This is a genomic window from Streptomyces olivochromogenes, from assembly GCF_021538895.1.
Taxonomy (GTDB): domain Bacteria; phylum Actinomycetota; class Actinomycetes; order Streptomycetales; family Streptomycetaceae; genus Streptomyces; species Streptomyces olivochromogenes_A.
The window spans coordinates 1-25,571 of record NZ_JADDRL010000129.1; the positions used below are offsets into that span (position 1 = coordinate 1).

23 protein-coding genes, 1 tRNA gene and 1 pseudogene are annotated in these 25,571 nt (G+C 71.7%); 16 read left to right on the forward strand and 9 right to left on the reverse strand.

The annotated features are described in order from the left end of the window. The 4 genes from IPZ69_RS39400 to IPZ69_RS39415 form a co-directional block, all read left to right on the forward strand. Positions 1-1,257: PP2C family protein-serine/threonine phosphatase (locus tag IPZ69_RS39400; protein WP_235459547.1), on the forward strand; the 1,257-nt coding region annotated here is incomplete at its 5' end. Between the two features lie 361 nt (positions 1,258-1,618). Further along, on the forward strand, positions 1,619-3,112 hold the full coding sequence (locus IPZ69_RS39405) for an aminopeptidase P family protein (RefSeq protein WP_235459548.1): 1,494 nt from the start codon (positions 1,619-1,621) through the stop codon (positions 3,110-3,112). A gap of 98 nt (positions 3,113-3,210) precedes the next feature. Further along, entirely contained in the window at positions 3,211-4,596 is a 1,386-nt protein-coding gene (gene pdxR, locus IPZ69_RS39410; RefSeq protein WP_235459549.1) for a MocR-like pyridoxine biosynthesis transcription factor PdxR, read from the forward strand. A 68-nt stretch (positions 4,597-4,664) separates the two neighbouring features. Continuing rightward, positions 4,665-5,927, forward strand: coding sequence for an MFS transporter (locus tag IPZ69_RS39415; RefSeq protein ID WP_235459550.1), 1,263 nt, complete (start codon positions 4,665-4,667; stop codon positions 5,925-5,927). A gap of 9 nt (positions 5,928-5,936) precedes the next feature. Here IPZ69_RS39415 and IPZ69_RS39420 read toward each other — a convergent pair. The 3 genes and pseudogenes from IPZ69_RS39420 to IPZ69_RS39430 all read right to left on the reverse strand — a co-directional run. Beyond that, a pseudogene (locus IPZ69_RS39420) lies at positions 5,937-6,602 on the reverse strand (triphosphoribosyl-dephospho-CoA synthase); the annotation flags it as partial. Positions 6,603-6,767: 165 nt separating this feature from the next. Continuing rightward, positions 6,768-7,340 (reverse strand): GNAT family N-acetyltransferase, encoded by a 573-nt coding sequence (locus tag IPZ69_RS39425; protein ID WP_235459551.1) that lies wholly within the window; start codon positions 7,338-7,340, stop codon positions 6,768-6,770. Positions 7,341-7,379: 39 nt separating this feature from the next. Then, positions 7,380-7,826 carry an ATP-binding protein gene (locus IPZ69_RS39430; RefSeq protein WP_235459552.1) on the reverse strand — a complete coding sequence of 149 codons (447 nt, stop codon included), beginning with the start codon at positions 7,824-7,826 and terminating at the stop codon, positions 7,380-7,382. Positions 7,827-8,009: 183 nt separating this feature from the next. On the opposite strand from IPZ69_RS39430, the gene IPZ69_RS39435 reads away from it, so the two are divergent. From IPZ69_RS39435 to IPZ69_RS39475, 9 genes are all read left to right on the forward strand, one after another. Then, positions 8,010-8,855, forward strand: a complete 846-nt coding sequence (locus tag IPZ69_RS39435) for a hypothetical protein (RefSeq protein WP_235459553.1) — start codon at positions 8,010-8,012, stop codon at positions 8,853-8,855. Between the two features lie 142 nt (positions 8,856-8,997). Continuing rightward, complete coding sequence (locus IPZ69_RS39440) at positions 8,998-9,741, forward strand: YcnI family copper-binding membrane protein (protein WP_235459554.1); 744 nt, start codon at positions 8,998-9,000, stop codon at positions 9,739-9,741. A 91-nt stretch (positions 9,742-9,832) separates the two neighbouring features. Beyond that, complete coding sequence (locus IPZ69_RS39445; RefSeq protein ID WP_235459555.1) at positions 9,833-10,486, forward strand: SCO family protein; 654 nt, start codon at positions 9,833-9,835, stop codon at positions 10,484-10,486. Then, the gene (locus IPZ69_RS39450; protein WP_235459556.1) at positions 10,483-10,935 is read left to right on the forward strand and encodes a copper chaperone PCu(A)C; all 453 of its coding nucleotides are present in this window, start codon (positions 10,483-10,485) and stop codon (positions 10,933-10,935) included. The genes IPZ69_RS39445 and IPZ69_RS39450 overlap by 4 nt, the downstream gene beginning before the upstream one ends. A 13-nt stretch (positions 10,936-10,948) precedes the next feature. After that, the gene (locus IPZ69_RS39455; RefSeq protein WP_235459557.1) at positions 10,949-12,919 is read left to right on the forward strand and encodes a copper resistance CopC/CopD family protein; all 1,971 of its coding nucleotides are present in this window, start codon (positions 10,949-10,951) and stop codon (positions 12,917-12,919) included. Between the two features lie 8 nt (positions 12,920-12,927). Beyond that, positions 12,928-14,217 carry an iron uptake transporter deferrochelatase/peroxidase subunit gene (efeB, locus tag IPZ69_RS39460; RefSeq protein WP_235459558.1) on the forward strand — a complete coding sequence of 430 codons (1,290 nt, stop codon included), beginning with the start codon at positions 12,928-12,930 and terminating at the stop codon, positions 14,215-14,217. A gap of 79 nt (positions 14,218-14,296) precedes the next feature. Continuing rightward, positions 14,297-15,229: a prephenate dehydratase gene (pheA, locus tag IPZ69_RS39465; RefSeq protein ID WP_235459559.1), complete on the forward strand. Its 933-nt coding sequence runs from the start codon at positions 14,297-14,299 to the stop codon at positions 15,227-15,229. A 530-nt stretch (positions 15,230-15,759) separates the two neighbouring features. Further along, complete coding sequence (serS, locus tag IPZ69_RS39470; RefSeq protein ID WP_235459560.1) at positions 15,760-17,037, forward strand: serine--tRNA ligase; 1,278 nt, start codon at positions 15,760-15,762, stop codon at positions 17,035-17,037. Beyond that, on the forward strand, positions 17,034-17,837 hold the full coding sequence (locus IPZ69_RS39475; protein WP_235459561.1) for an HAD family hydrolase: 804 nt from the start codon (positions 17,034-17,036) through the stop codon (positions 17,835-17,837). The genes serS and IPZ69_RS39475 overlap by 4 nt, the downstream gene beginning before the upstream one ends. A 72-nt stretch (positions 17,838-17,909) precedes the next feature. Here the strand turns inward: IPZ69_RS39475 and IPZ69_RS39480 are convergent. Continuing rightward, positions 17,910-17,994 (reverse strand) — tRNA-Ser (locus IPZ69_RS39480). A gap of 230 nt (positions 17,995-18,224) precedes the next feature. On the opposite strand from IPZ69_RS39480, the gene IPZ69_RS39485 reads away from it, so the two are divergent. Next, the gene (locus tag IPZ69_RS39485; RefSeq protein ID WP_235459562.1) at positions 18,225-18,857 is read left to right on the forward strand and encodes a hypothetical protein; all 633 of its coding nucleotides are present in this window, start codon (positions 18,225-18,227) and stop codon (positions 18,855-18,857) included. A 1-nt stretch (position 18,858) separates the two neighbouring features. Here the strand turns inward: IPZ69_RS39485 and IPZ69_RS39490 are convergent, their stop codons facing one another. The 5 genes from IPZ69_RS39490 to IPZ69_RS39510 all read right to left on the reverse strand — a co-directional run bounded on the left by IPZ69_RS39490 (position 18,859) and on the right by IPZ69_RS39510 (position 22,725). After that, positions 18,859-19,077, reverse strand: coding sequence for an SGM_3592 family protein (locus tag IPZ69_RS39490; RefSeq protein WP_235459563.1), 219 nt, complete (start codon positions 19,075-19,077; stop codon positions 18,859-18,861). Between the two features lie 146 nt (positions 19,078-19,223). Further along, entirely contained in the window at positions 19,224-19,943 is a 720-nt protein-coding gene (locus tag IPZ69_RS39495) for an ABC transporter permease subunit (protein WP_235459564.1), read from the reverse strand. Between the two features lie 10 nt (positions 19,944-19,953). After that, a complete protein-coding gene (locus tag IPZ69_RS39500) occupies positions 19,954-20,865 on the reverse strand; it encodes an ABC transporter ATP-binding protein (protein WP_235459565.1) in 912 nt (303 codons plus the stop codon). Continuing rightward, positions 20,862-21,770 (reverse strand): ABC transporter permease, encoded by a 909-nt coding sequence (locus tag IPZ69_RS39505; RefSeq protein WP_235459566.1) that lies wholly within the window; start codon positions 21,768-21,770, stop codon positions 20,862-20,864. The genes IPZ69_RS39500 and IPZ69_RS39505 overlap by 4 nt, the downstream gene beginning before the upstream one ends. Next, positions 21,760-22,725 carry an ABC transporter ATP-binding protein gene (locus tag IPZ69_RS39510; protein WP_235459569.1) on the reverse strand — a complete coding sequence of 322 codons (966 nt, stop codon included), beginning with the start codon at positions 22,723-22,725 and terminating at the stop codon, positions 21,760-21,762. The genes IPZ69_RS39505 and IPZ69_RS39510 overlap by 11 nt, the downstream gene beginning before the upstream one ends. 215 nt (positions 22,726-22,940) lie before the next feature. On the opposite strand from IPZ69_RS39510, the gene IPZ69_RS39515 reads away from it, so the two are divergent. Continuing rightward, positions 22,941-23,783, forward strand: coding sequence for a M24 family metallopeptidase (locus IPZ69_RS39515; protein WP_235459567.1), 843 nt, complete (start codon positions 22,941-22,943; stop codon positions 23,781-23,783). Then, positions 23,780-25,546 carry an SDR family oxidoreductase gene (locus IPZ69_RS39520; protein WP_235459568.1) on the forward strand — a complete coding sequence of 589 codons (1,767 nt, stop codon included), beginning with the start codon at positions 23,780-23,782 and terminating at the stop codon, positions 25,544-25,546. The genes IPZ69_RS39515 and IPZ69_RS39520 overlap by 4 nt, the downstream gene beginning before the upstream one ends. Positions 25,547-25,571 lie beyond the last annotated feature (25 nt).

A 25,571-nucleotide genomic window follows, 5' to 3' on the forward strand; every position in this document is an offset into this window, starting at 1 on the left:
GCCGGATGGGTCTCGGACCTGACGACCCTGCACGAACTCACCGAACGCCTGGCCCGCACGGACTCGCTCGACGGGGCACTCCAGGAACTGCTGCGCGCCGGAGCCGCCCTCGTGGGCGCCCGGCGCGGTCTCGTCGTGCTGGAACCCGACGACGGTCTCGGCCCCACCACGACCATCGGACTGGGCCTCGGCCGGGCGGACCTGGGGCACATCGAGACCGTGCCGCGCGGCTCGCTGCCGTACGGCGGGCTCCTCGACACGGCCGCCGGACTCCCGGGCGGCGAGAACGAGATCGTGCACCCCGACCTGTTCGCCGAGGACGGCCTCGACCCCCGCCACCGCGAGGTGGCCGCCCGCCTGGGCTACGCCGCCAGTTACGCCCTGCCCCTGTCGACCGAGGCCGCCGGCCGGCTGGGCGCGGCCGTATGGCTGTACGACGAGCCCGCCGAGCCGCACGAGCGCCAGCGCCACCTGGTCGGCCTCTACGTCCGCTACGCCACCGAACACCTGGCCCGGCTGGTGGAAGTGGAGCGCACGCGCGCGTGCATGGCCACCATCTCCGAGGAGCTGCTCCCCTCCCGGCTGCCCCGGGTGGCCGGCGTCCAGCTCGCCGCCCGGCACCGCACCGGACCGCGCGGCGGCGGCGACTGGTACGACGCGCTGCCGCTGCCCGACGCCGCGCTCGGCCTCGCGGTCGGCTCGGTGACCGGCTCCGGCCCCAGCGCCGTCGCCGCCATGGGCCGGCTCAGAGCCTCCCTGCGGGCGTACGCGGTGATGGAGGGCGAGGACCCGGTCGCCGTCCTGTCCGACCTGGAGCTGCTGCTGCGGCTGACCGAGCCCGCCCGCTCCGCCACGGCCCTGTTCGCCTACTGCGAGCCCGTGCTGCGCAAGGTCACCCTGGCCGGTGCCGGACACAGCCCGCCGCTGCTGATCGGCGAGCGGCGCACGGAGTTCGCGGAGACCTCGGTGTCCGCGCCCCTGGGGATGCTCGCCTGCTGGGAGGCGCCCAGCGTGGAGATCCAGGCCGAAGCCGGAGAGACGGTTCTGCTGTATACCGACGGGCTGCTGCACCGCACCGGTGATCCCACCGACCGCGCCTTCGCCCGGCTGCACGCGGCGGCCGCGAGCGTGCCGCGCCCGCTGCGCCACGACCCCGGCGCCATCGCCGACCACGTACTGCGCACCGTGCTGCCGGAGGGGCGGGACGCCTCGGACAGCGAGGAGGACGTCGTACTCCTGGCGGCACGTTTCGACTGACGGCGGCGTCCTCGACCGACCGGCACCGCGGACCGTCCCACCGTCGGCGCGCGGCGGACGGACGGCCGAAACCGATCGGACGAGCGGCCGACACGGATCACACCGGGCGGCCGAAACGGTTCGGACAGGTGACCTACACGGCGCGGGCGCTCCGGATGACCCGTGACCACGGCCCCTGGCCCTTTCCGCGGGGCCCGTGCCCCGCTCCGCCCGGTCTGTGACCCGTTTCGCATGGGCGGGCATAACAGGTCATCCGGCACCGGCTCACTTCGGTGCGACCGTACGATGATGGGGGTCCCCCCTGCTCGACCGAGCCGAGAAAGCCGAGCGCTCGGGGGAGGTCCGAGCCGTATCGAGGAGGATGACCGTGGCCGACGAGCTCACCCCGGACGTATCTGATCTCGCTGCAGACGCAGCGGGCCCGGAGCCTGAGTCCGAGGAGCCCATCAAGCAGCGGAAGAACGGCCTGTACCCGGGCGTTTCCGACGAGCTGGCCGAGAACATGCAGTCCGGCTGGGCCGACACGGAGCTGCACGGCCTGGAGCCGATCGAGCAGGCGAAGCACACCGCGCGCCGCCGCGCCGCGCTGTCCGCCCGCTTCCCGGGCGAGCGCCTGGTGATCCCGGCGGGCAACCTGAAGGTCCGCTCGAACGACACCGACTACCCCTTCCGGTCGTCGGTCGAGTACGCCTACCTGACCGGTGACCAGACGGAGGACGGCGTCCTCGTCCTGGAGCCGACGGCCGACGGCCACCAGGAGACGATCTACCTCCTGCCGCGCTCCGACCGGGAGAACGGCGAGTTCTGGCTCTCCGGCCAGGGCGAGCTGTGGGTCGGCCGCCGCCACTCGCTCACCGAGTCCGCGGCGCTGTACGGCATCCCCGCCGACGACGTGCGCGAGCTGCCTGAGCGGCTGAAGGAGGCCACCGGCCCGGTCCGCGTGGTGCGCGGCCACGACGCCGGCATCGAGACGGCGCTGCACGACAAGGTCACCGCGGAGCGCGACGAGGAACTGCGCGTCTTCCTCTCCGAGGCCCGGCTGGTCAAGGACGAGTTCGAGGTCGGCGAGCTGCAGAAGGCCGTCGACTCGACCGTGCGCGGCTTCGAGGACGTCGTGAAGGTCCTCGACAAGGCGCAGGCGACCTCCGAGCGCTACATCGAGGGCACCTTCTTCCTCCGCGCGCGGGTGGAGGGCAACGACGTCGGCTACGGCACCATCGCCGCCGCCGGCCCGCACGCCTGCACCCTGCACTGGGTGCGCAACGACGGCCCGGTCCGCGCCGGTGACCTGCTGCTGCTGGACGCGGGCGTGGAGACGCACACCCTCTACACCGCCGACGTCACACGCACCCTGCCGGTCAACGGCACGTACAGCGAGCTCCAGAAGAAGATCTACGACGCGGTGTACGAGGCCCAGGAGGCCGGCATCGAGGCCGTGCAGCCGGGTGCCAAGTACCGCGACTTCCACGACGCCGCCCAGCGTGTGCTCGCCGAGAAGCTCGTCGAGTGGGGCCTGGTCGAGGGCCCGGTGGAGCGCGTCCTGGAGCTGGGCCTGCAGCGCCGCTGGACCCTGCACGGCACCGGCCACATGCTCGGCATGGACGTCCACGACTGCGCCGCCGCGCGCACGGAGACGTACGTGGAAGGCGTCCTGGAGCCCGGCATGGTGCTCACGGTCGAGCCGGGCCTGTACTTCCAGGCGGACGACCTGACCGTGCCCGAGGAGTACCGGGGCATCGGCGTCCGCATCGAGGACGACATCCTGGTGACCGAGAACGGCAACCGGAACATGTCGGCCGGACTGCCGCGCCGCTCCGACGAGGTCGAGGCGTGGATGGCGTCCCTGAAGGGCTGAGGCGAGACCCTATAGTGCGGATCAAGAACTGATACGACACTGGTGGCCGGGTACCTGTGAGGTACCCGGCCATTCACGTGCCTAGGGGGAGGGTTTTCGTGGACGACTTCTGGTCAGGCGTGGGTGTCGACCTGCATCTGGAACCGGACGCGGCGGACGGACGCCGGGTCGGGCTCGAACGGGCGCTGCGCGACGCCGTACGGGACGGCCGGCTGGCCCCGGGCACGCGGCTGCCCGCGACCCGGCGGCTCGCCTCCGAGCTCGGGATCTCGCGGGGCACCGCCAAGGCGGCCTACGACCAGCTGGTCGCCGAGGGGTATCTGACGGCACGGCAGGGCTCGGGCACCCAGGTCGCCGCGCTGCCCTCCGTCGACGCCGCCGCGCCCCAGGCCGCCGCACACGCGCGTGCGCCCCGTCTCGACCTGCGGCCCGGCAGCCCCGACGTCGGCGCGTTCCCGGCGGCGGCCTGGCTGCGGGCACTGCGCCGAGCCATCGCGACGGCGCCGTCACTGGCGTACGACTACGGCGATCCGCGCGGCCGGATCGAGCTGCGCACCGCGCTCTCCGGGTATCTGGGCCGGGCGCGCGGGGTGATCGCGCCGCCGGAGCGGATCGTAATCACCTCCGGGTACGTGCAGGGGCTCGCGCTGCTCACGCGTGTGCTGGACGGCGCCGCCGTCGCCATGGAGGACCCGGGGCTGCCCTTCCACCGGGAGGTGGTGCGGCGCAACGGCGGGAGCGTGGTGCCCGTACCGATCGACGAACGCGGGGTCCGCGCGAAGGAACTGGGGGACGCGGCGGCCGTGGTCGTCACCCCGGCCCACCAGTACCCGACCGGGGTGACCCTGCACCCCGAGCGGCGGCGGGCGCTCAGCGACTGGGCACGCGCGCGTGGGGGGCTGATCATCGAGGACGACTACGACGGGGAGTTCCGTTACGACCGCCAGCCCGTCGGCGCGCTCCAGGGCATGGCGCCGGGCCAGGTGGTGTATCTGGGCACCGCCTCCAAGACCCTCGGCCCGGCGCTGCGGCTGGGCTGGATGGTGCTGCCGCCGCAGCTGGTCGACCCGGTCGCCGACGCCAAGCTGCACAGCGATCACCACACGGAGTCCATCGGTCAGTTGGCGCTCGCCGAGCTGATCGAGAGCCATGCCTACGACCGGCACGTGCGCGCGTGCCGCCTGCGGTACCGGCGCCGCCGGGACCAGCTCCTGGACCGGCTGGGCTCCCGGCGGCGGGTGCGCGGGATCGCGGCCGGGCTGCACGCGCTGGTGGAGGTCACCGACGAGGCGGAGGTGCTGGCGCGCGCGGCGGCGGAGGGGCTCGCCGTCGGCCGGCTGGGCGACCACTGGCACGCGCCCGGCACGGCCGGCCCGTCCGGCGAGGAGCGGCAGCAGGGCCTGGTCGTGGGGTACGGCACGCCTCGGGAGCGGCTGTATCCGGAGGCGCTGGAGGTGCTGGCGAAGGTGCTGGTCGGCACCTGAATTGGGCCACTGGAACACCTGGATATTGGGCCTGTGGAGGGGGCCATCACGCCCCTAACGTCGTCGGTATGACGAACCGTTCGCAGCGCGCGCTGGCGGCCGCCCAGCTGACCAATTCCGTCGGCGACGGCGCCTACTACGTGACCTCGGCGCTGTACTTCACCCATGTCGTCGGGCTCGCCCCCGCGCGCGTGGGGCTCGGGCTGACCGTCGGCTGGGCGGTCGGGTCGCTGGTGGGGGTGCCGCTGGGCCGACTCGCGGACCGGCGCGGGGCGCGCGGTACGGCGGTCCTGCTGGCGCTGGCGACCGGGGCGGCGGTCGCCTCGTTCCTCCTGGTGCGGGGGTTCGTGCCGTTCGTCCTCGTCGCCTGTGCGTACGCCGCCGCGCAGTCCGGGCTCGCGGCGGCCCGGCAGGCGCTGCTGGCGGGGCTGGTGCCGGCCGAGGAGCGGACCGGACTGCTGGCGCGTCTGCAGTCGACGCTGAACGGGGGGCTCGCGCTGGGGGCGGCGCTCGGCGGGTTCGCGCTGAGCGTGGGGACGTCGGCGGCCTATCACGGGGTGTTCGCGCTGGACGCGGTGTGCTTCCTGCTGTGCGCGCTGATCCTGCTGCGGCTGCCCGCGGTGACGCCGGTCGCCGAGGCCGGGCGCCGCGAGCACCGGTTCGAGGTGCTCCGCGACCGCCCGTACGCACTCGTCGCCCTGCTCAACGCGGTCCTGCTGCTGCGCCTGCCGCTGCTGAGCCTCGCCCTGCCCCTGTGGATCAGCGAGCGGACCGAGGCGCCCACCTGGATGGCCTCCGTGCTGTTCGTGCTCAACACGGGGGCGGTGACGCTCTTCCAGGTGCGCGCGGCCCGCTCCGTCACCGGGATGGCCACGGCCGTACGGGTCCTGCGCCGCTCGGGGTTCGTGATGCTGGCGTCCTGCGCGGTGTTCGCGCTGTCGGCGGGGGCGTCCGTGTGGAGCGCCGGGGTGTTCCTGGTGGCCGGCGCGGTGCTCCAGGTCGTGGCGGAGATGCAGCAGTCGGCGGGCGCCTGGCAGCTCTCCTTCGACCTCGCCCCGGCCGACCGCATGGGCGAGTACCAGGGCTTCTTCGGCACCGGCACAACGGTGGCCCGCACCCTGGGCCCGCTGGTGGTGACCTCGCTGCTCATGGAGTGGGGCACGGCCGGCTGGCTGCTCCTGGGCGGCCTGATGCCGCTCGCCTCGTACGCGATGGGGCCCGCGGCCCGCTGGGCGGCGGGCCGGCGGAGGGCCGCCGACGGGACGGTCGAGGAAGGGGTGGCCGAGAACCCGACGTGCCCCGACGCCAGGCGACCCGCGCTCGCCTGCTGACGGGCCGGCTCAGCCGGCCCGCCCGAGTGGACGCACCGGCAGCGAGTCCAGGACCAACGCCCCCGCCAGCAGCCCCGCGCTGCCGCGGGGGCTCCACGCGCGCGTGCAGGTCGGCATCCAGGGCGGCGAGCGCGGCCGCTCCGGCCTCCGTCGCCGTGCCGCCCGCCTCCAGAGCGCCGTGGGCACCCGCCCGGACGTGACGCAGGCCGAGCGGACCGGCGGTGTGCAGCAGTTCAGGTGAGCAGGTCGTCCAGACGGGCCTGGGCCTCGCTCGCGCCGGCGAGCGCGCCACGGCGAGCGCGCCACGGCGAGCGCGTCCACCGCGCGCCGTACGTGCGGGAATCCGGCCCCGGCCTCGCCCCGGACGCCGGCCGCGCCGTACTCGGTGGAGACGGAGGACCCGCGCGAGGGCCTGCGGGGCGCGCCGCGGTCGGTGAACGCGGCGATCCGCCGGGCGGTCGCGGCGAGCTCCCGGGCCTGGGCGCGGGGGTCGAGGGCGGCCGCCGCGACCAGCAGGCCGAGGGCCCACAGCGCGCCCCGGTGGCCGCCGCCCGCCAGGGTCACCGTGTGCTCGGCGCACCGGCCGATGGCGCCGGGCTCCGCCCGCAGCGCCTGCGTGGGTGCGCCGGTACGGCGGGCGGAGGCGGCCATCGCCGCGAACCTGGGCGCCGGCGCGTCGTCCTCACGGCCGCTCATCGCCGTACCTCGCCGTACCTCACCGGGCGGTGGATTCCCGTCATGGCCGGGGAAGCCAGGAACCCCGCTTGTCGACGGCATGGGTGGGAGCCGGGAAAGAGCCGTGAACGCGCCGGAAGCCGAAGTCGACCGGAATCGACCGGATCACATGGCCGGAACACGGTCGTGCAGGACCCGTTGGTACAGCCGGCAGTCCCGCCATTCCCCATTGATGTGCAAATAGCTCGGCGCCATGCCGATCGAGGCGAATCCGCTTTTCTCCAGCACGCGTTGCGAGCCCACGTTGTCGATGAGCGTGGACGCCTCGATCCGGTGCAGCCCCACCAGGTCCCGCGCGCCGCGGCAGACCCGCTCCACGGCGGCGCTGGCCAGCCCGCGGTTCTGCCGGTCGGCGGCGACCCAGTAGCCGATGAAGGCACTGCAGAAAGGTCCGTGGGAGATTCCGGACAGGGTAACGGCGCCCACGATCCGCCCGTCGTCCGACTGGAGGACCCAGGGCACCACACTCCCCTCGACGAAATCGCGCAGCAGCCCCTCGACGCGTTCCGTCTGGCCCTCGACGGTGAAGAAGGATTGGGGTCTTTCCGGCTCCCACGGTTCGAGGTGTTTGCGGTTCTCCACATACGCGGCACAAAGCGCCGACGCATCGCCCTGGGCGAGCGGACGCAGAATCACACCGTCGGATATCTCGTGTATTTCCTGGGGTTCGATATACATGCGCGCACCCTAGCCCCGGCCGTTATCCCCGGGACACCGTCATGCCGTAAGCAGGGAAGGATCTTTCTTCCACTTGAGCATCTTGTCGAAGCTGACCACCGTTCCACCCCTGCCCGGCTTGTCGCCGATGTGCACATGATCGGCGAGTTCCCGGATCAGCCACAGGCCACGGCCGTGCTCGGCGTCCGCGCGGGCGGGTCTGAGGCCCTGGGCGCAGGCGAACCCCGGGCCCGAGTCGATCACTTCGATACGGCACTTCTCGCCGTCCAGGTACGCGGTCACCCGGTACGCCTCCGACGAGCCGCCGCGCGTCGCGTCCCCGCCGTGCTCGACGGCGTTCGCACAGGCCTCGGTCAGCGCCACGGAAAGGTCGTACGAGATGTCGGGGTCGACGCCCGCGGTCTCCATCGTGCCGAGTAACAGCCGCCGGGCGAGCGGAACGCTCGCGGCCTCACGCCGCAGATGGAGTGACCACCAGATGCTCATGCTCCAGCCTCCTGGCCGCGGCTCGACATACCGTTACCTATTGCCGCCCGTACCGGTGTGTAAGCACACCGTTGACGTGATGCCGCCCATACAGCCGATGTGTCCGGAAAGGAATCGGTGTATGGGGGACCTTTGGGACCTGCCGCCCGGGGCACGGCGGCCCAGTGGGATGATGAACGCGCCATGACTGCCCCCCACCCACGCACGGCGCACTCCGGAGGCGAACTCCGGATCCTGCGGGCCGCGGTGTTCGCCGCGGTCTGCGTCGTGCTGGCCGCGGCCGGGCACACACTGGCCTCCTGTGCGACGGTCCCGCTGTGGACGCTGGGCGCGGGATTCCTGGGCGCCCTGCTGCTGGTGGCGCCGCTCGCCGGGCGGGCGCGTTCACTGCCCCGGATCGCGGCGCTGCTCGCGCTCGGCCAGACCGCGCTGCACACGCTGTTCGGGCTGGGCCAGCACGGCACGGCCGCCATGACCTCCAGCGCGATGTCGATGGACGCCACGCACGACGCGGCCCTGGTCCAGCGGGCCGCACGGCTCGTGTGCGGCACCAGTGCCGCGGCGATCAGCCCGGCCCACGCCTTCAAGCTCCTCACCGACGCGCATCTCATCAGCGGCGCGGACGAAGACATGAGCGGCATGAAGGGCATGAGCGGCATGGACTCCATGCCGCACGCGGGGGACGCCGCCGGCTCCTCGGTGTCGCTGCTGCCGTCCCTGCCGATGGTGCTCGGCCACGTGCTCGCGGCGGTCGCCGTCGGCTGGCTGCTGCGCCGGGGCGACCTGGCCCTGCTGCGCCTGATCGAGCTGTCGGCGCACGGAGTCGCCGAGGGGGCGCTCGTACGTTCCCTGCGCGGGGCACTCGCGCTGGTGCGTGCACTGTGCGCCGGGCTCCCGGCCGCACCCCAGCCGGGCCCGCGCCCGCGGCGTACCGCCGAGGACGAGGCACCCGTCCCGCACACGACCGCACTCCAGCACACGGTGATCCGGCGCGGCCCGCCCGCCGCCGTGCTCGTTCTCGCTGCCTGACGCGACGCGACGACCCATCACTCCACCCGGAACCGGGACGGAGGGGCCGGCCGCCGTCGTGCGGCACGCGCGTGCGCACGTCCTCGTGCCCCGCGCCCCTCCTTCTCTCACCGGAACCACCCGAAGTGGAGTGCTCTCTGCCATGAAGGCTTCTCGTATCGCCGCCGCCGCTGCCGTCGCCGGCTCGGCCGTCCTCGTCCTTTCCGGCCCCGCGTTCGCGCACGTCTCCGTGCAGCCCGAGGGCACGGCCGCCAAGGGCGGCTACGCGGTCGTCGACTTCAAGGTCCCCAACGAGCGCGACAACGCCTCGACCACCCAGCTGGAGGTCAACTTCCCGGCCGACCACCCGCTGGCCTCGGTGATGCCGACGCCGATCGCCGGCTGGAGCGTGAAGGTCACCAAGTCCAAGCTGGACAAGCCGCTGGAGATACACGGCGAGAAGATCAGCGAGGCCGTCACCAAGGTCACCTGGACCGCCGAGGGCAAGGGCATCGAGCCGGGCTTCTTCCAGAAGTTCCCGCTCTCCGTCGGCCCGCTGCCCGAGGACGCCGACGAACTCGTCTTCAAGGCCGTCCAGACGTACTCCAACAAGGAGGTCGTGCGCTGGATCGAGGTCCAGCAGGACGGCCAGGAGGAGCCGGAGAACCCGGCCCCGGTGCTGGAGCTGGCCGCCGCCTCCTCGGACGAGCACTCCCACGGCTCCGCGAAGGCCGAGGACGCCGCCGACAAGAGCGACAAGGCCCACAAGAGCGAGACCGCGGCCGCCTCCGACTCCTCCGGCGGCAGCGACACCACGGCGCGCGTGCTCGGCGTGGTGGGCATCGTCGTCGGCGCGGCGGGTGTCGCGTACGGCGTGATCGCCGGTCGTCGGCGGTCGAACGCCTGAGCCCCTCACCCGGACCGCGCACCCGGGGTCGTGCGACGCTTGCGTACGACCCCGGTGCGCGCCGGAGTAATCACATCTGGGACATTTCTTTATGCGCAAGAAGACGTTCGCCGCGGCCGCGCTGCTCGCCGCCGCCACCCTGACCCTCTCCGCCTGCGGCAGCGGTGACGACGGCAAGTCGCCCGTCTCCGTGGTCTCCGAGGAGTCCGGCTCGGACAAGGCCGTGACCATCCTCGACCAGCCGTTCGAGAAGCCGGACCTGGTCCTGACCGACACGCACGGCAAGAAGTACGACCTCCGCGCGCAGACCAAGGGCCGACCCACGCTGGTCTACTTCGGCTACACGCACTGCCCCGACGTCTGCCCGCTGACCATGAACAACATCGCGGTCGCCAAGAAGGCGCTGCCCAAGGCCGAACAGGACAAGCTGCGGGTCGTGTTCGTCACCACCGACCCGGCACGCGACACGCCCGCCGAGCTCGGCAAGTGGCTCAACGGCATCGACCCCCAGTTCATCGGCCTCACCGGCGACTTCGCGACCATCCAGGCCGGCGCCCGCTCCCTCGGCATCACCATCGAGCCGACGAAGAAGGACAAGAACGGCAAGATCGTCTCCGTCCACGGCACCCAGGTCTTCGCCTTCTCCCCGAAGACCGACGGGGGCTACCTCCTCTACGGCGAGGACGCCAAGGTGGACGACTACACCAAGGACCTCCCCGAGATCATCAAGGGAGCCAACCCGTGAGGCGTCCCGCCGTCCCCGCCGTGGCACTGGCCGGCGCGCTCGCCCTCGCGGGCTGCGGCGGCTCGGACTCCGCGGCGGCCGACCTGTCCGTCGCCGCCTCCTACATGCCGCAGCCCGTCTCCGCCGACATGGCGGCCGGCTTCCTGACGATCACCAACGAGGGCGGCACGAAGGACGAGCTGACCTCGGTCACCAGTGACGCGGCCGGCGAGGTCACCATGCACGACACCGTGAACGGAGCCATGGAGGAGGTCACCTCCTTCCCCGTCCCCGCGCACGGTCGACTCGTCTTCAAAAGCGGCGGTAACCATCTGATGTTCGAGAAGCTGAAGCGCAAGCCGCGACAGGGCGACACGATCGCGCTGAGGCTCACGTTCGCCAAGTCCGGACCCCTCACCGTCGAGATGCCGGTGAAGTCCGCCACGTACAACCCGTCGACCGGACACTGAGGGAGGGACCATCTTGACGCGGACCATCACCCCCCGCTGGCGCACGCTGGTGCTGCTGTTCCTGGCCGTCGCCGGCGCGCTGCTGGCCGGCGCCGGGCCGGCCTCCGCGCACGCCGCGCTGACCGGCAGCGACCCCGCACAGGGGGTGGTGGTCAAGAAGGCGCCCACCCAGGTGTCGCTGACCTTCTCCGAGAAGGTCGCGATGAACGACGACTCGCTGCGCGTCCTCGACCCCAAGGGCAAGCGGGTCGACACCGGCAAGCCGTCCGAGGTGACCGGCACGACCTACGCCGTGCAGCTCAAGAGCGGCCTGGACAAGGGCACGTACACCGTCGCGTACCAGGTGGTCTCGGCCGACAGCCACCCCGTCTCCGGCGCGTACACCTTCTCCGTCGGCGCCCCCTCCCTGACCAGCGTCTCGGTCTCCGACCAGACGGCCGACGGCGGGGTCGTCGGGTGGCTGTACGGGTTCGGACGCTACGTCTCCTACGCCGGCTTCATCGTGCTCACCGGCGGCGCCGCCTTCGTGCTGGCCTGCTGGCGGCGCGGATCCGGGGTGCGGGCCGTGCAGCGGCTCGTCGTCGGCGGCTGGCTCGCGCTCACCGCGGCCACGCTCTGGCTGCTGCTCCTGCGCGGCGCCTACACCACCTCCGGGAAGTTCGCCGACGTCCTCGACCTGGATCTGCTCGCCCAGGTGCTGCAGACCAAGACCGGCGCCGCGCTGGTCTCCCGGCTGCTGCTGCTCGCCGCGGCCGCCCTGTTCATCGCCGTGCTCTTCGGGGCGTACGCCCGCCCGTCTCCCACCACCACCCTGAACGACGACGCTTCGCGCCGACAGCCTGATTCAAGCGAGGACGAGGAGAAGCGCGACCTGGCCTTCGGGCTCGCGATCGGCGGGAGCGTGGTCGCCGCCGGGCTCGCGGCGAGCTGGGCGATGGCCGAGCACGCCTCGACCGGACTGCAGCCGGGCATCGCCATGCCGGTCGACGTGATCCACCTGCTGGCGGTCGCCACCTGGCTCGGCGGCCTCGTCGCCCTCCTCGTCTCGCTGTACCGGGCGCCCGCCGAGACACCGGTCGAGGCCACCGCCGTACGCCGCTTCTCACGCGTCGCCTTCACCTCCGTACTCACCCTGGTCGCCACCGGCACCTACCAGGCCTGGCGCCAGCTCGGCTCCTGGTCGGCCTTCACCGACACCTGGTACGGACAGCTGCTGCTCATCAAGATCGGGCTGGTGGTGCTGCTGGTCGGCATCGCGTGGATCTCGCGGCGCTGGACGGGACGGCTCGCGAACGCGGCCGCCACGACGACCGAGGTCGAGCAGCCCAAGAAGGAGCACGTGACGGCTCCCGCCCGGGCCGGGGACGCCGAGCAGGCCGGTGAATCCGAGCGGGCCGCCCAGCTCGCCCGGCAGCAGGCCGCCATCGACACCGCGCGGCAGAAGCAGCTGCGGGACGCCGACCCGAACCGCTCCGGACTGCGCCGCTCGGTGTTCGCGGAGGCCGGCGTGGCGGTCGTCCTGCTGGCCGTCGCCACCGTGCTGACGCAGACCGAGCCGGGACGCACCGAGCAGGAGGCCAAGGCCGCCACGTCCTCGTCGTCCTCGTCGTCGTCCTCCTCGTCCACGCCGTCCTCGTCGTCCGGGGCGCTCACCCTGGACATGCCGTTCGACACGGGCGGCACCGACGGCAAGGGCCTCGTGCGTCTCGACTTCGACCCCGCGCGCGTGGGCGGCAACGAGATGCACGTCTACGTCCAGCGGCCCAACGGCCGGGCCTTCGACATCCCCGAGGTGAAGGTCTCCTTCACCCTCGAAGCCAAGAAGATCGGGCCCCTTCCCGTGACCCCCGACCACATCGCCACCGGGCACTGGGCGGCGACCGAGGTGCAGATCCCCATGGCCGGCGAATGGAAGATCGCCGTGACCGTGCGCACCTCCGACATCGACCAGGCGACCGTCTCCAAGAGCGCGCAGATCGGCTGAACCGCACCATGGCTGACCAGTCCACCCCGTCCGAAGTGATCGACCCCGGGAAGTCCGCTGCCGAAGGCGGCGCCTTGCCAGGGGGTATTTCGCGGCGGGCACTGCTCGGCACCGCCGGTGCGACCGGGCTCGTGCTCGGCGCGGCGGGCGGAGCCGCGGGGTACGCGGCCGCGCCCGCCCGGGCCACCCCGCTGTCCTCGGTCGGCGCAGGGCGGGCGATGTTTCACGGGAAACATCAGCCCGGCATCACCGAAGGCCTCCAGGCCCGTGGCCACCTCGTCGCCTTCGACCTGGCGGCGGGCGCGGGCCGCAAGGAGGCCGCCGCGCTGCTGCGCCGCTGGTCGACGACGGCCGAGAGGCTGATGGCGGGCGAGGCCGCCGCGCACGACGACACGGACGTGGCCCGGGACGCCGGTCCCTCCTCGCTGACGATCACCTTCGGCTTCGGCCACAGCCTCTTCGGGCGGACCGGCCTGGAGAAGCAGCGCCCGGTCTCCCTGGACCCGCTGCCCGACTTCTCCTCCGACCGGCTCGACAGGGCGCGCAGCAACGGCGACCTGTGGGTGCAGATCGGCGCCGACGACGCCCTGGTCGCCTTCCACGCCCTGCGCGCGATCCAGAAGGACGCCGGCGCCGCGGCCCGCGTCCGCTGGCAGATGAACGGCTTCAACCGCACCCCGGGCGCCACCGCCCACCCCATGACGGCCCGCAATCTGATGGGCCAGCTCGACGGCACCCGCAATCCGAAGCCGGCCGACTCCGACTTCGACCGGCGCATCTTCGTCCCGGCGTCCGGCTCGAAGGACCCGGCCTGGATGGCGAACGGCTCCTACGCGGTCGTACGCCGGATCCGCATGCTCCTGGACGACTGGGAGAAGCTGTCGGTCAAGGCCCAGGAGGACGTCATCGGGCGCCGCAAGTCCGACGGGGCGCCGCTGTCCGGGGGCACCGAGACGACCGCGATGGATCTTCAGAAGGCCGACGCCCACGGCAATTACGTCGTGCCGATCAACGCGCACGCCCGGATCACCCGGCCCGACCAGAACGGGGGCGCGGCCATGCTGCGGCGGCCGTTCTCCTACCACGACGGCATCGACGCGGCCGGGGTGCCCGACGCCGGGCTCCTCTTCGTCTGCTGGCAGGCCGACCCGCTGCGCGGCTTCGTGCCGGTGCAGCGCAAGCTCGACCGGGGGGACGCACTGTCGACGTACATACGGCACGAGGCGAGCGGACTGTTCGCGGTGCCGGGCGGCGCGGCGACGGGAGAGTACGTCGGGCAGCGGCTGCTGGAGGGCTGAGGGGAGCGGATTTCACTCAGGGGAGGGGCTGTCGTGAGACACGTCAGCCACATTCCGGAACGGCCATTAGGGTGAGGACATGCCAGCGAGCTATGCGTATCTGGGCCCTGAGGGCACCTTCACCGAGGTCGCCCTGCGCACGCTTCCGGAGACGGCGACCCGGGAGCTGATCCCGTACGTGTCGGTGCAGTCCGCCCTGGACGCGGTGCGCGGCGGCGAGGCAGAGGCCGCGTTCGTGCCGATCGAGAACTCCGTCGAGGGCGGCATCACGACCACCCTGGACGAACTGGTCGCCGGCGAACCGCTGATGATCTACCGCGAGGTGCTGCTGTCCATCACCTTCGCGCTGCTGGTGCGGCCCGGCACCAAGCTGACGGACATCAAGACGGTCACCGCCCACCCGGCCGCCCAGCCGCAGGTCCGCAACTGGCTCAAAGCCAACCTCCCGGAAGCCCTCTGGGAGTCGGCCGCCTCGAACGCGGACGGCGCCCGCCTGGTCCAGGAGGGCCGGTACGACGCCGCCTTCGCGGGTGAGTTCGCCGCGGCCCGGTACGGCCTGGTGCCCCTGGAGACCGGCATCCACGACGCCGAGAACGCGCAGACACGGTTCGTGCTGGTGGGCCGGCCCGCCCGGCCCGCGGCCCCCACCGGCGCGGACAAGACCTCCGTCGTGCTGTGGCAGCGCGACGACCACCCCGGCGGGCTGCGCGACCTGCTCGGCGAGTTCGGCGCCCGGGGCATCAACCTGATGCTGCTCCAGTCCCGGCCCACCGGTGCCGGTATCGGCAACTACTGCTTCTGCATCGACGCCGAGGGGCACATCTCCGACCGCAGGATGGCCGAGGCCCTGATGGGTCTGAAGCGCATCTGTCTGCAGGTACGGTTCCTCGGTTCGTACCCGCGTGCGGACATCGGGCCGGGTGACGCCCGGCCCACGCTGACGGGGACCTCGGACCAGGAGTTCGTGGCCGCGGCGGACTGGGTGGCGCGCTGCCAGGACGGTCGTTTCTAGCCAGTCCTACCTGCACACCATCGTTATCCACAGGAGTTATCCACAGGTGCTCATCTCGACCTGGGGACAAGTCGACAACAACATGCCACACAGTCGACAAATCGCCCTGTGGCCCACGGATGGGGTCGCCGGCGTCCGCATCACCCTTCGTCCACCCGTTTCCTTTGGTTCATCTTTTGGGGCGACCCATTTCCACCCGAAAGTAGGTGTCGCACCGGTTTGCACCGGGAATTCTTCCGCTCGGTCGACCGTTCCGGAGTGATCAATTCCGGTGTCCACAGACCTTCCACACAGCCTGTGGATAACTCTTCCGAGGGTGCGGATTCCTGTGGACAACCCCGCCCCCAAGTGCCGCTCTCCGCAAGGGATTCGAGTCAACCCGACGCCTCCCGCTTGCCCCGTCCCAGGGAGTGAGACACTTTTCCTTGACACGCGCGGCAATTCCGTCATAACTGAACGTAATTCTCATTTCGTCACTGTTCGGAATGGTGGGTCGTAGGTGCCAACCGCGCACCGGTAGCCTTGAGCATGTGATTGACCTTCGCCTGCTTCGTGAGGACCCCGACCGTGTGCGCGCGTCCCAGCGCGCCCGTGGAGAGGACGTCGCGCTCGTCGACGCCCTCCTGTCTGCCGACGAGCGGCGCAGGTCGTCCGGCGTCCGCTTCGACGAGCTGCGCGCCGAGCAGAGGCAGCTCGGCAAGCTCATCCCCAAGGCCCCCGCGGACGAGAAGGCCGAGCTGCTCAAGCGCGCCGAGCAGCTCAAGGCCGACGTGAAGGCCGCCGACGCCGAGCGCGACGCGGCCGACACCGAGACCCAGGAGCTGCTGCTCCGGCTCGGCAACCTCGTCCACCCGGACGTGCCCGTCGGCGGCGAGGAGGACTTCGCCACCCTGGAGACGCACGGCACGATCCGCGACTTCGCCGCCGAGGGCTTCGAGCCCAAGGACCACTTGGAGCTCGGCCGGCTGCTCGGCGCGATCGACGTCGAGCGCGGCGCCAAGGTCTCCGGCTCGCGCTTCTACTTCCTCACCGGTGTCGGCGCCCTGCTGGAGCTGGCCCTGGTGAACGCGGCGATCGCCCAGGCGACGGCCGCCGGCTTCACGCCGATGCTGACCCCGGCGCTGGTCCGCCCCCAGTCGATGGCGGGCACCGGCTTCCTCGGCCAGGCGGCCCAGGACGTCTACCACCTCGACAAGGACGACCTGTACCTGGTCGGCACGTCCGAGGTGCCGCTGGCGGCCTACCACATGGACGAGATCATCGAGGCGGACCGCCTCCCGCTGCGCTACGCAGGCTTCTCGCCCTGCTTCCGCCGCGAGGCCGGCTCGCACGGCAAGGACACCAAGGGCATCTTCCGCGTCCACCAGTTCGACAAGGTCGAGATGTTCTCCTACGTCTCCCCCGAGGACTCGCGGGCCGAGCACCAGCGCCTGCTGGACTGGGAGAAGCAGTGGCTGACCTCGCTGGAGCTGCCGTACCGCGTCATCGACGTCGCCACGGGTGACCTCGGCGCCTCGGCCTCCCGCAAGTTCGACTGCGAGGCCTGGATCCCGACCCAGGGCAAGTACCGCGAGCTGACCTCGACCTCGGACTGCACCGAGTTCCAGTCCCGCCGCCTGTCGATCCGTGTCCGCGAGGGCAAGCAGGTCCGCCCGCTGGCGACGCTGAACGGGACGCTGTGCGCCGTACCGCGCACGATCGTGGCGATCCTGGAGAACCACCAGCAGGCCGACGGCTCCGTGCGGGTGCCCGAGGTGCTGCGTCCGTACCTCGGCGGCCGGGAGGTCCTGGAGCCGGTCGCCAAGTGAGCGCCGGCCTCCCGTACCGACTGATCGCCACCGACCTCGACGGAACGCTCCTGCGTTCCGACGAGTCGGTCGCGCGGCGCACCCGTGACGCGCTCGCCGCGGCCACCGCGGCGGGCGCGGCCCACATCGTGGTCACCGGGCGCGCCGTCCCGTGGACCCGACACATCCTCGACGACCTCGGCTACGAGGGTCTCGCCGTGTGCGGTCAGGGCGCGCAGGTGTACGACGCCGGAGAGCACCGCCTGCTGACCTCGGTCACCCTGGACCGGCAGCTGGCGGGCATCGCCCTGGCCAAGATCGAGGCCGAGGTGGGGCGGTTGCACCTGGCGGCGAGCCGCGACGGGCTGGACGGCGAGGTGCTGGTGGGGCCCGGCTACGCGGTCACCGGGAAGCTCCCGGCGACCCCGTTCACGGACGTGTCGGACCTCTGGGCCGCGCCGCTGAACAAGATCTACATACAGCACCCGACCCTCTCGGACGACGAGCTGGCCGAGGCGGCCCGGCAGGCCGCCGGCGGCTTCGTCACGGTCGCAATGGCGGGCGAGGGCATCGTCGAGCTGCTGCCGCTGGGGCTGTCCAAGGCGACGGGGCTGTCCCTGGCGGCCCGGCGGCTCGGGTTGAAGGCGGCCGACACGATCGCCTTCGGCGACATGCCGAACGACATCCCGATGTTCGCCTGGGCGGCGCGGGGCGTGGCGATGGCCAACGCCCACGAGGAGCTGAAGGCCGTGGCGGACGAGGTGACGTCCTCGAACGAGGAGGACGGCATCGCGGTGGTACTGGAACGGTTGCTGGGCTAGCCCCGCGGGTCCGGGTGCCTCTCGACGCACCCCGGCCCTGCAAACCGGCCCCGTCCCGGTGACAACGTCTCGCGGAGGATGCACGGATCGAACGTGCGCGGGGTTGCCCCCGACCACGGCTTAGCAAGCCGGTGCCTTACCACTCGGCCAATCCTCCGGGTGGGCGGCCCACGCGAGAGCGACATCGCGTGCTCGAAGCGGCCGCCCCGGGCAGCTCCCCGTGCGGGGACTCCGCAGTGGGGTAACTACACCGGAGTCCGCCGCGGGCTGCCCTGACGGGAGCTGGACGTACTGTCGTGCATGGACATCGTCCGGCTCCTCTCCCAGAATGTGGCGCCAGTTCCCCGACCGGCGGTGTGAACACAACCACTGTGCCGGTGCGCCGAGTTGGACGCCACTGATTTACCGAGCGCCGTCGCCTGCGGTGGCGATGACGGCACGGGACAGGGCGATGGCCTCGCGGCGGCGAACGGCGCGCCGCGGGGTGACGCGGCGGACCCCGGCGCGGACGGGAACGGCAGGACCGCACAGGCCGGGCTGGGCAAGGCCGCCGACTTGAACGGGGTGGCGAAGCTCGTCAAGTCCGTCACCGAGTGCGATGGCTTCGGCCGGGACAAGGAGGACACTTTCGCCGACATCGACGGTGACTACTCTGACGACGACGCTGCCTTGACTGCCCGGATAGAAGCCACCAACAAGGCCTTCTCCATCAAGGACCGCGCATCCTGCTCCGGCGAGAGCGCCATCGACGACGTGCACAAGATGATGCTCATCGACGACATGGCGGCCTTCGAGGCCGCCTACAAGAAGTACCAGCGGTCGGACGGTGACACGGACACCCGCTACTTCGTCGGCCAGAATTTCGCGGTCCAGCTCAACGGCCGCAGCGACGAGGAAGAGGCGCTCGTTCGGGCCGGCACGCTGGGTATCAACTGCTCGCCCAACTTCGTCCCGTCGGCCGGGTTCCGCAACGAGCCGGCCCAGGTCGACGGCTGCGTCCTCACCGACTACGTCGGCTGAGTCACCTGCGGCGCCACCTGCGCCGACGCGCCTTGCCGAAGAACCATCCCGCGGGCGGCTCGTCCGAGCGCCACGGCTGCGGCTCCGGCGACTCGGCGCGCCAGCGGGCGGCGAGCATCCGGGCACGGGCGGACGGCTCGGTCGTCCCGGCGGACCGTATGAAGTCCTCGTCCAGGACGACCGCGTCCCATTCGTCGTACGGCAGCGCCTCGTCGGACATGTCCGTGCCTCCCAGCGGTGCATCCCTGGAGCCAGTGTGCCCCGACGGGGGTGAAGCCCCCGTCAAGGGCGATCCACGTCAAGACCGGGCCCCGCCCAGAGCGGGGCCCGGTCCGGAGCCGGACCCCGTCGGGACCGGCGTCGTGCCTACTCCTCGCCCGCCAGCGTGAGCGACCGCAGCTTCTGTCCCGCGTACCAGGTGGCCAGCACGGTGACCGCCACCAGCAGGATCGTCGCCGTCGTCAGCCCGACGTCGGAGGTCACCAGGTCCCCGCCGGCGACCTTGTGGGCCACGGCCAGCGCCCACTGCTGGACGCTCAGCGTGCGCGCGCCGGGCACCAGGGAGCCGAACAGGGCCTCCCAGACGAGCGCGTAGACGAGACCGAAGACCACGGCGTGCCGGGACACCGTGCCCAGGAGCAGGAAGAGCGCCGCGTAGGCGATGGAGGCGACCAGCGCGGCCACCGTGTAGGCGACGGCGATCTGCTGGCCGTTGCCGTTCAGGATCAGGCCGGCGATCAGGGTCGGCACCGCCGAGAACACCATGGTCACCGCGATCGCCACGATCAGCTTGGTGAAGATGATCGTGGGCCGCTTCAGCGGCTTGGACAGCAGGTAGACCACGGAGCCGTCGTCGATCTCCGGACCGATCGCGCCGGTGCCGGCGATGACGCCGATGATCGGCACCATGGTGGCCAGCGCGAAGCCGCCCAGCACGTCCGACGCCGTCTGGTCGTCGGCACCCGCGAGGGCGCGCACGGCCAGGGAGATCACGATCAGCAGCAGCGGCAGGGCGCCGAGGATGAGGGCCCGGCGACGGCCGAGCAGGGCCCGGTAGGTGAGCCGGGCGACAGTGGGGTCGTACATCTTCGGCCTCCTACGCCGCGACCAGGTACGAGAACACGGATTCGAGGGACTCGTCGGACGGCGAGACCGTGAGCAGCCGGATGCCGTGGTCGCGGGCGACCCGGGGCAGCAGGGTCGTGAACCGGCCGAAGTCGACGGCCTGGACCCGCAGCGCGCCCTCCGTCAGGTCGACCTCGATGCCGGAGGTCGACGGGTCGGCGATCAGCGCGGCCGCCAGTGCGCGGTCGTCGCTGGAGCGCACCAGGTAGCGGTGCGGGCGGTCGGTCATCAGACGGCGGATCCTGCGGAAGTCGCCGCTGGCCGCGTGCCGTCCGGCGACGACGACCTCGATGTGCCAGGCGAGCTGTTCGACCTCTTCGAGGATGTGGGAGGAGAACAGCACCGTGCGGCCCTCGTCCCCCATCCGCCGCAGCAGCTCCATGAGCTGCATGCGCTGGCGCGGGTCCATGCCGTTGAAGGGCTCGTCGAGCAGCAGCAGGGAGGGGTCGTGGACCAGCGCGGAAGCCATCTTCACGCGCTGCCGCATGCCCTTGGAGTACGTGGCGATCTTCCGGTCCTGCGCGTACTCCATCTCGACCGTGGCCAGGGCGCGTTGGGCGGCCTTGGCGCCCAGTCCGTGCAACTCGGCGTTGGCGACGACGAATTCGCGGCCGGTGAGGAAGTCGTACATCGCCTCGCGCTCGGGGACGACCCCGATGTGCTTGTAGATCGCCTCGTTGCGCCACACCGGCTGCCCGTCGAGGGTGACGGTGCCCGTGGAGGGGGCCAGGAAGCCGCCCATCATGTTGATCAGGGTGGACTTTCCGGCGCCGTTGGGGCCGAGCAGGCCGGTGACGCCGGGGCCGATGGTCATGGTGATGTCGTTGACGGCGACCACGTTGCCGAACCAGCGGGAGACGTGGTCGATGGAGAGCGTGGTCACAGGCCCACCTTCCGGTAGCGGCGCATCAGGAGGCCGTAGCTGGCGGCGATCAGGCCCAGGACGCACAGGACGTACACCACGCCCTCGCCCTTGGTCGGGCCGATCGCTCCGGGGAAGGCGGAGGTGGCCCCGAGGAACGCGGACTGCAGGCCGTCGATGAGCGTGACCGGCGAGAAGAGGCCGATCCAGGGGATCACCTCGGAGCTGCCCTGGGTCTCGGCGATGCCCTGGAGGACCGAGACGGCGCCGTAGGAGATGGTCAGCACCGCGATGACGGCGGCGATGCCGAAGCCACGACGCGGGGTGACCGAGGCGATGACCAGGCCGATGCCGGCGAAGAGCAGGGAGAGCAGTGCCACGGAGACCAGTCCCTGTGCGAATCCCTTGGTCTGGTCGGCGAAGTCGAGCTTGGCCAGCAGCGCGCCCACGTAGAGGACGAGCAGCGGGGCGGCGGTCAGGATGAACAGCGCCGAGGCCAGCGCCGCGTACTTGGCGCGTACGTAGTCGGCCGTCTCGATGGGCCGTGAGAAGTACAGCGGCACGGTCTTGAAGCGCAGGTCGCGCGAGACGGACTGGGGCGCCTGCGAGGCGATGTACAGGCTGATGACGGCCTGCATGACGATCGCGTAGCGGGTGTAGTCCAGCGGCAGGTCCTTGGCCTTGGTGGCGACCGCGACGGCGACCATGATGGCCGCGGGCACGCACATCACCACGAAGAGCAGCATCGGCAGCACCTTGGACTTGACCGAGCGGCCGAGGCCGTAGGCGCCGCGCAGGGACTGCGAGTAGAGGGACCGGCGGGCGTAGGCACGGCCCAGGCGCGGGCCGTCGTACGTGCGGTAGCCGATGTTGTGGATCCGGGTCTGGTCACCGGCCGGAGTCGCTACGGGGTGCTCAACCGCCATGGCCGACCGCCTCCTTCCGCTGCTCGTCGCTGTCCCGGAAGACCTCCGAGATGTGGTGCCTGCGCTGTTCCATGCGCACCAGGCCGAGGCCCAGGTCGGCGACGACGTCGCGGACGACGTCGTACGTCTGCTCGTCGGGGGCGGTGAGCAGCAGGACGTGTCCGGCGCCGGGCAGGCCGGTGCCGTCGTCGTGGGTGGTCACCCCGCGCGCGTGGAGCGCGTCGCGCACCGCGCGGGTGCCGTCGGGGTGCTCGTCGGTGTCGGTGACCTCGATCGCGAGCGTGGCCGTGGTCTGCGTGAAGTCACGGGTGGCGCTGGAGCGCAGGAGCTTGCCGCCGTCGATGACGACGACGTGGTCGCAGGTGCGTTCCAGTTCGCCCAGCAGGTGCGAGGTGACCAGGACCGAGATGCCGAAGTCGGTGTGGATCCGGCGGATCAGACCGAGCATCTCGTCGCGGCCGACCGGGTCCAGGCCGTTGGTCGGCTCGTCCAGGAAGACCACCTGCGGGTCGTGGACCAGCGCCTGGGCGAGCTTCACGCGCTGCTTCATGCCCGTCGAGTAGCCGCCGATGGGGCGGTAGCGCTCCTCGTACAGGCCGACGTGGCGCAGCGTGTCGGCGGTGCGCTCGCGCGCGGCGGTGGGCGGCAGGCCGGACATGCGCGCCATGTGCACGACGAACTCGGTGGCCGAGACGTCGGGCGGCAGGCAGTCGTGCTCCGGCATGTAGCCCACCCGCTCGCGGATGGCGGCGCCCTTGGTGGCCACGTCGAGGCCGAGCACCTCGGCGCGGCCCTCGGAGGCGGGGGACAGACCCAGCAGGATCTTGATCAGTGTGGACTTGCCGGCTCCGTTGGCACCCACGAGCCCCGTCACACCGGGTCCCACGTCCACGGAGAGCCGGTCAAGCGCGGTCACCCGGGGGAACCGCTTGCTCAGGCTTTCGGTCGCGATCACAGTCACGTCCTCGACGGTAGTGAAACGCGCCACGGGGGTCGTCAGACCGCAGAGCCGTCTTGACATCAGACTTCAGACGTACGGGGCCCTACGGGATCCCCTGCCTGAGAGTTATCCACAGCCATGATCCCGTCTATTGACGCCGCCTCTAACAACTGTCACATTCGCCAGTGTCAAGTTACGGACGCGTACCGCAGTCAACGGGACGGGGCGGCATGACGACGGCAGTGAACAGCGAACTCTCCGTGGAGCTGCGGGGGTTCAGGCGGGTCCAGCGCCTCGCCTACGAGTGCGCGGAGGCGGTCGCGGCACGGCTGGAGCCGGGTGTGACCGAGCGCGAGGCGGCGCGCATGCAGCGCGAGTGGCTGCGCGAGAGAGGGGTCAGGGACTGGTTCCACCTGCCCTTCGCCTGGTTCGGGGACCGCACGGCGTTCGTGAACTTCCGCGTGCCGCTCCAGTTCTTCCCGACCAACCGGCGGCTGGAGCCCGGGATGCCGTTCATCCTGGACATGGCCCCGATGTACGAGGGATACACGGCCGACATCGGCTACTCGGGCTCGCTCGGCCTCAACCCGGTGCAGGACCGGCTGATGGCCGACCTGGAGGCGCACCGAGAGCTGATCCTGCGCGAGGTGCGCGAGAAGCGCCCGCTGCGCGAGATCTACGAGGACGTGGACCGCCTCATGGTCCGCCAGGGGTACGCCAACCGGCACCGCGCCTACCCGTTCGGCGTGATCGCGCACAAGGTGGACCGGGTGACGCGGCGCCGCTGGTCGCCGCACCTGTTCGGGTTCGGCACGCAGTCCCTGAAGGGGCTGGCGTCCGACGCGCTGCACGGTCACCGCGAGGGCTGGTCACCCCTGTGGTCCCCGTACCGCTTCTCCGACCACCCGCCGCGGCCGGGCCTGTGGGCGGTGGAACCCCACCTCGGCTTCCGGGGTACGGGCGCGAAGTTCGAGGAGATCCTGGTCGTCACCGACTCCCGGGACCCCGAGCAGAGCGCCTTCTGGCTGGACGGCGATCTGCCGCACGTGCGGCGCTGGGCGGAGGACAAGTGACGACGCTGAAGGGCGCGCGGGAGCGCCGGGTGCGCACGGGCGGGGTCGAGCTGTGCGTGGCGGAGCTGGGGGACCCGGCCCGGCCGACGGTGGTGCTGGTGCACGGCTACCCGGACAGCAAGGAGGTGTGGTCGGAGGTCGCCGTCCGCCTCGCCGAGCAGTGCGGATTCCATGTCGTGCTGTACGACGTCCGGGGCCACGGCCGCTCGACGGCGCCGAAGCCGCTGCGCGGCGGCTTCACCCTGGCGAAGCTCACCGACGACTTCCTGGCGGTCGTGGACGCGGTCAGCCCGGACCGGCCGGTGCACCTGGTGGGGCACGACTGGGGCTCGGTGCAGGCGTGGGAGTTCGTCACGGTCAAGCGCACCGAGGGCCGGATCGCCTCGTTCACCTCGATGTCCGGCCCGTCCCTGGACCACTTCGGTCACTGGATCAACGCGCGCGTGAAGCGGCCGACGCCCCGCCGGGTGGGCCAGCTCCTCGGTCAGGGCGCCAAGTCCTGGTACGTGTACCTCCTGCACACGCCCGTCCTGCCGGAACTGGCCTGGCGCGGCCCGCTCGGCAAGCGCTGGCCGAAGATCCTGGAGCGGATGGAGAAGGTCCCCGGCGACGCCTACCCGACTGCGTCGCTGGCCACGGACGCGGCGCACGGCGCCTGGCTGTACCGGGACAACGTACGGTCCCGGCTGCTCAGGCCGCGCGCCGACGCGTACGCGCACGCGCCCGTGCAGCTCATCACGCCCCTGGACGACGCGTTCCTGTCCGAGAAGCTGTACGACGAGCTGGAGCGGTGGGCTCCACAGCTGACCCGGCGCACGCTTCCGGCCAAGCACTGGATCCCGCGCTCGCGGCCCGACCAACTGACCTCCTGGATCGACGAGTTCGTGACCCAGGTGGAAGGCGGCCGTCCGGAGCCGGCCCGGCCCGCGGGCCGCTACGCCGACCGCTTCGGCGGGCAGCTCGTGCTGGTCACCGGCGCGGGCAGCGGCATCGGGCGGGCGACGGCGTTCGCGTTCGCGGAGGCCGGTGCGCGGGTGGTGGCCGTCGACCGGGACGCCGAGTCCGCCACGCGCACCGCCGAGCTGTCCCGCCTGCTCGGCGCGCCGGCGGCCTGGGCGGAGACCGTCGACGTCTCCGACGAGCAGGCCATGGAGAAGCTGGCCGAGAAGGTGGCCGCGGAGTACGGCGTCGTGGACGTGCTGGTCAACAACGCCGGGATCGGCCTGTCGGGGTCCTTCTTCGCCACGACGCCCGACGACTGGCGCAAGGTCCTGGACGTGAACCTGTGGGGCGTCATCCACGGCTGCCGCCTCTTCGGCGGGCAGATGGCGGAGCGCGGGCAGGGCGGCCACATCGTCAACATCGCCTCGGCGGCGGCGTACCAGCCCTCCAAGGCCCTGCCCGCCTACAGCACGTCCAAGGCGGCGGTCCTGATGCTCACGGAGTGCCTGCGCGCCGAACTCGCCGGCCAGGGCATCGGCGTCTCCGCGGTCTGCCCCGGCTTCGTCAACACCAACATCACCTTGACAGCGCGCTTCACGGGCGTGGACGCGGAGGAGGAACGCCGGCGCCAGAAGCGCACGGCCCGCCTGTACGGGATGCGCAACTACCCGCCGGAGAAGGTCGCTTCCGCGATCCTCCGGGCGGTCGCCGACAACACACCCCTGGCCCCGGTGACCCCGGAAGCCCACGGTGCCCACTTCATGTCCCGCTTCCTGCCCGGGGTGTTGAGGGCGATCGCACGGGTGGAACCGAAGGTGTGAGAAGGGGGCGGGCGCGAGGGATCCA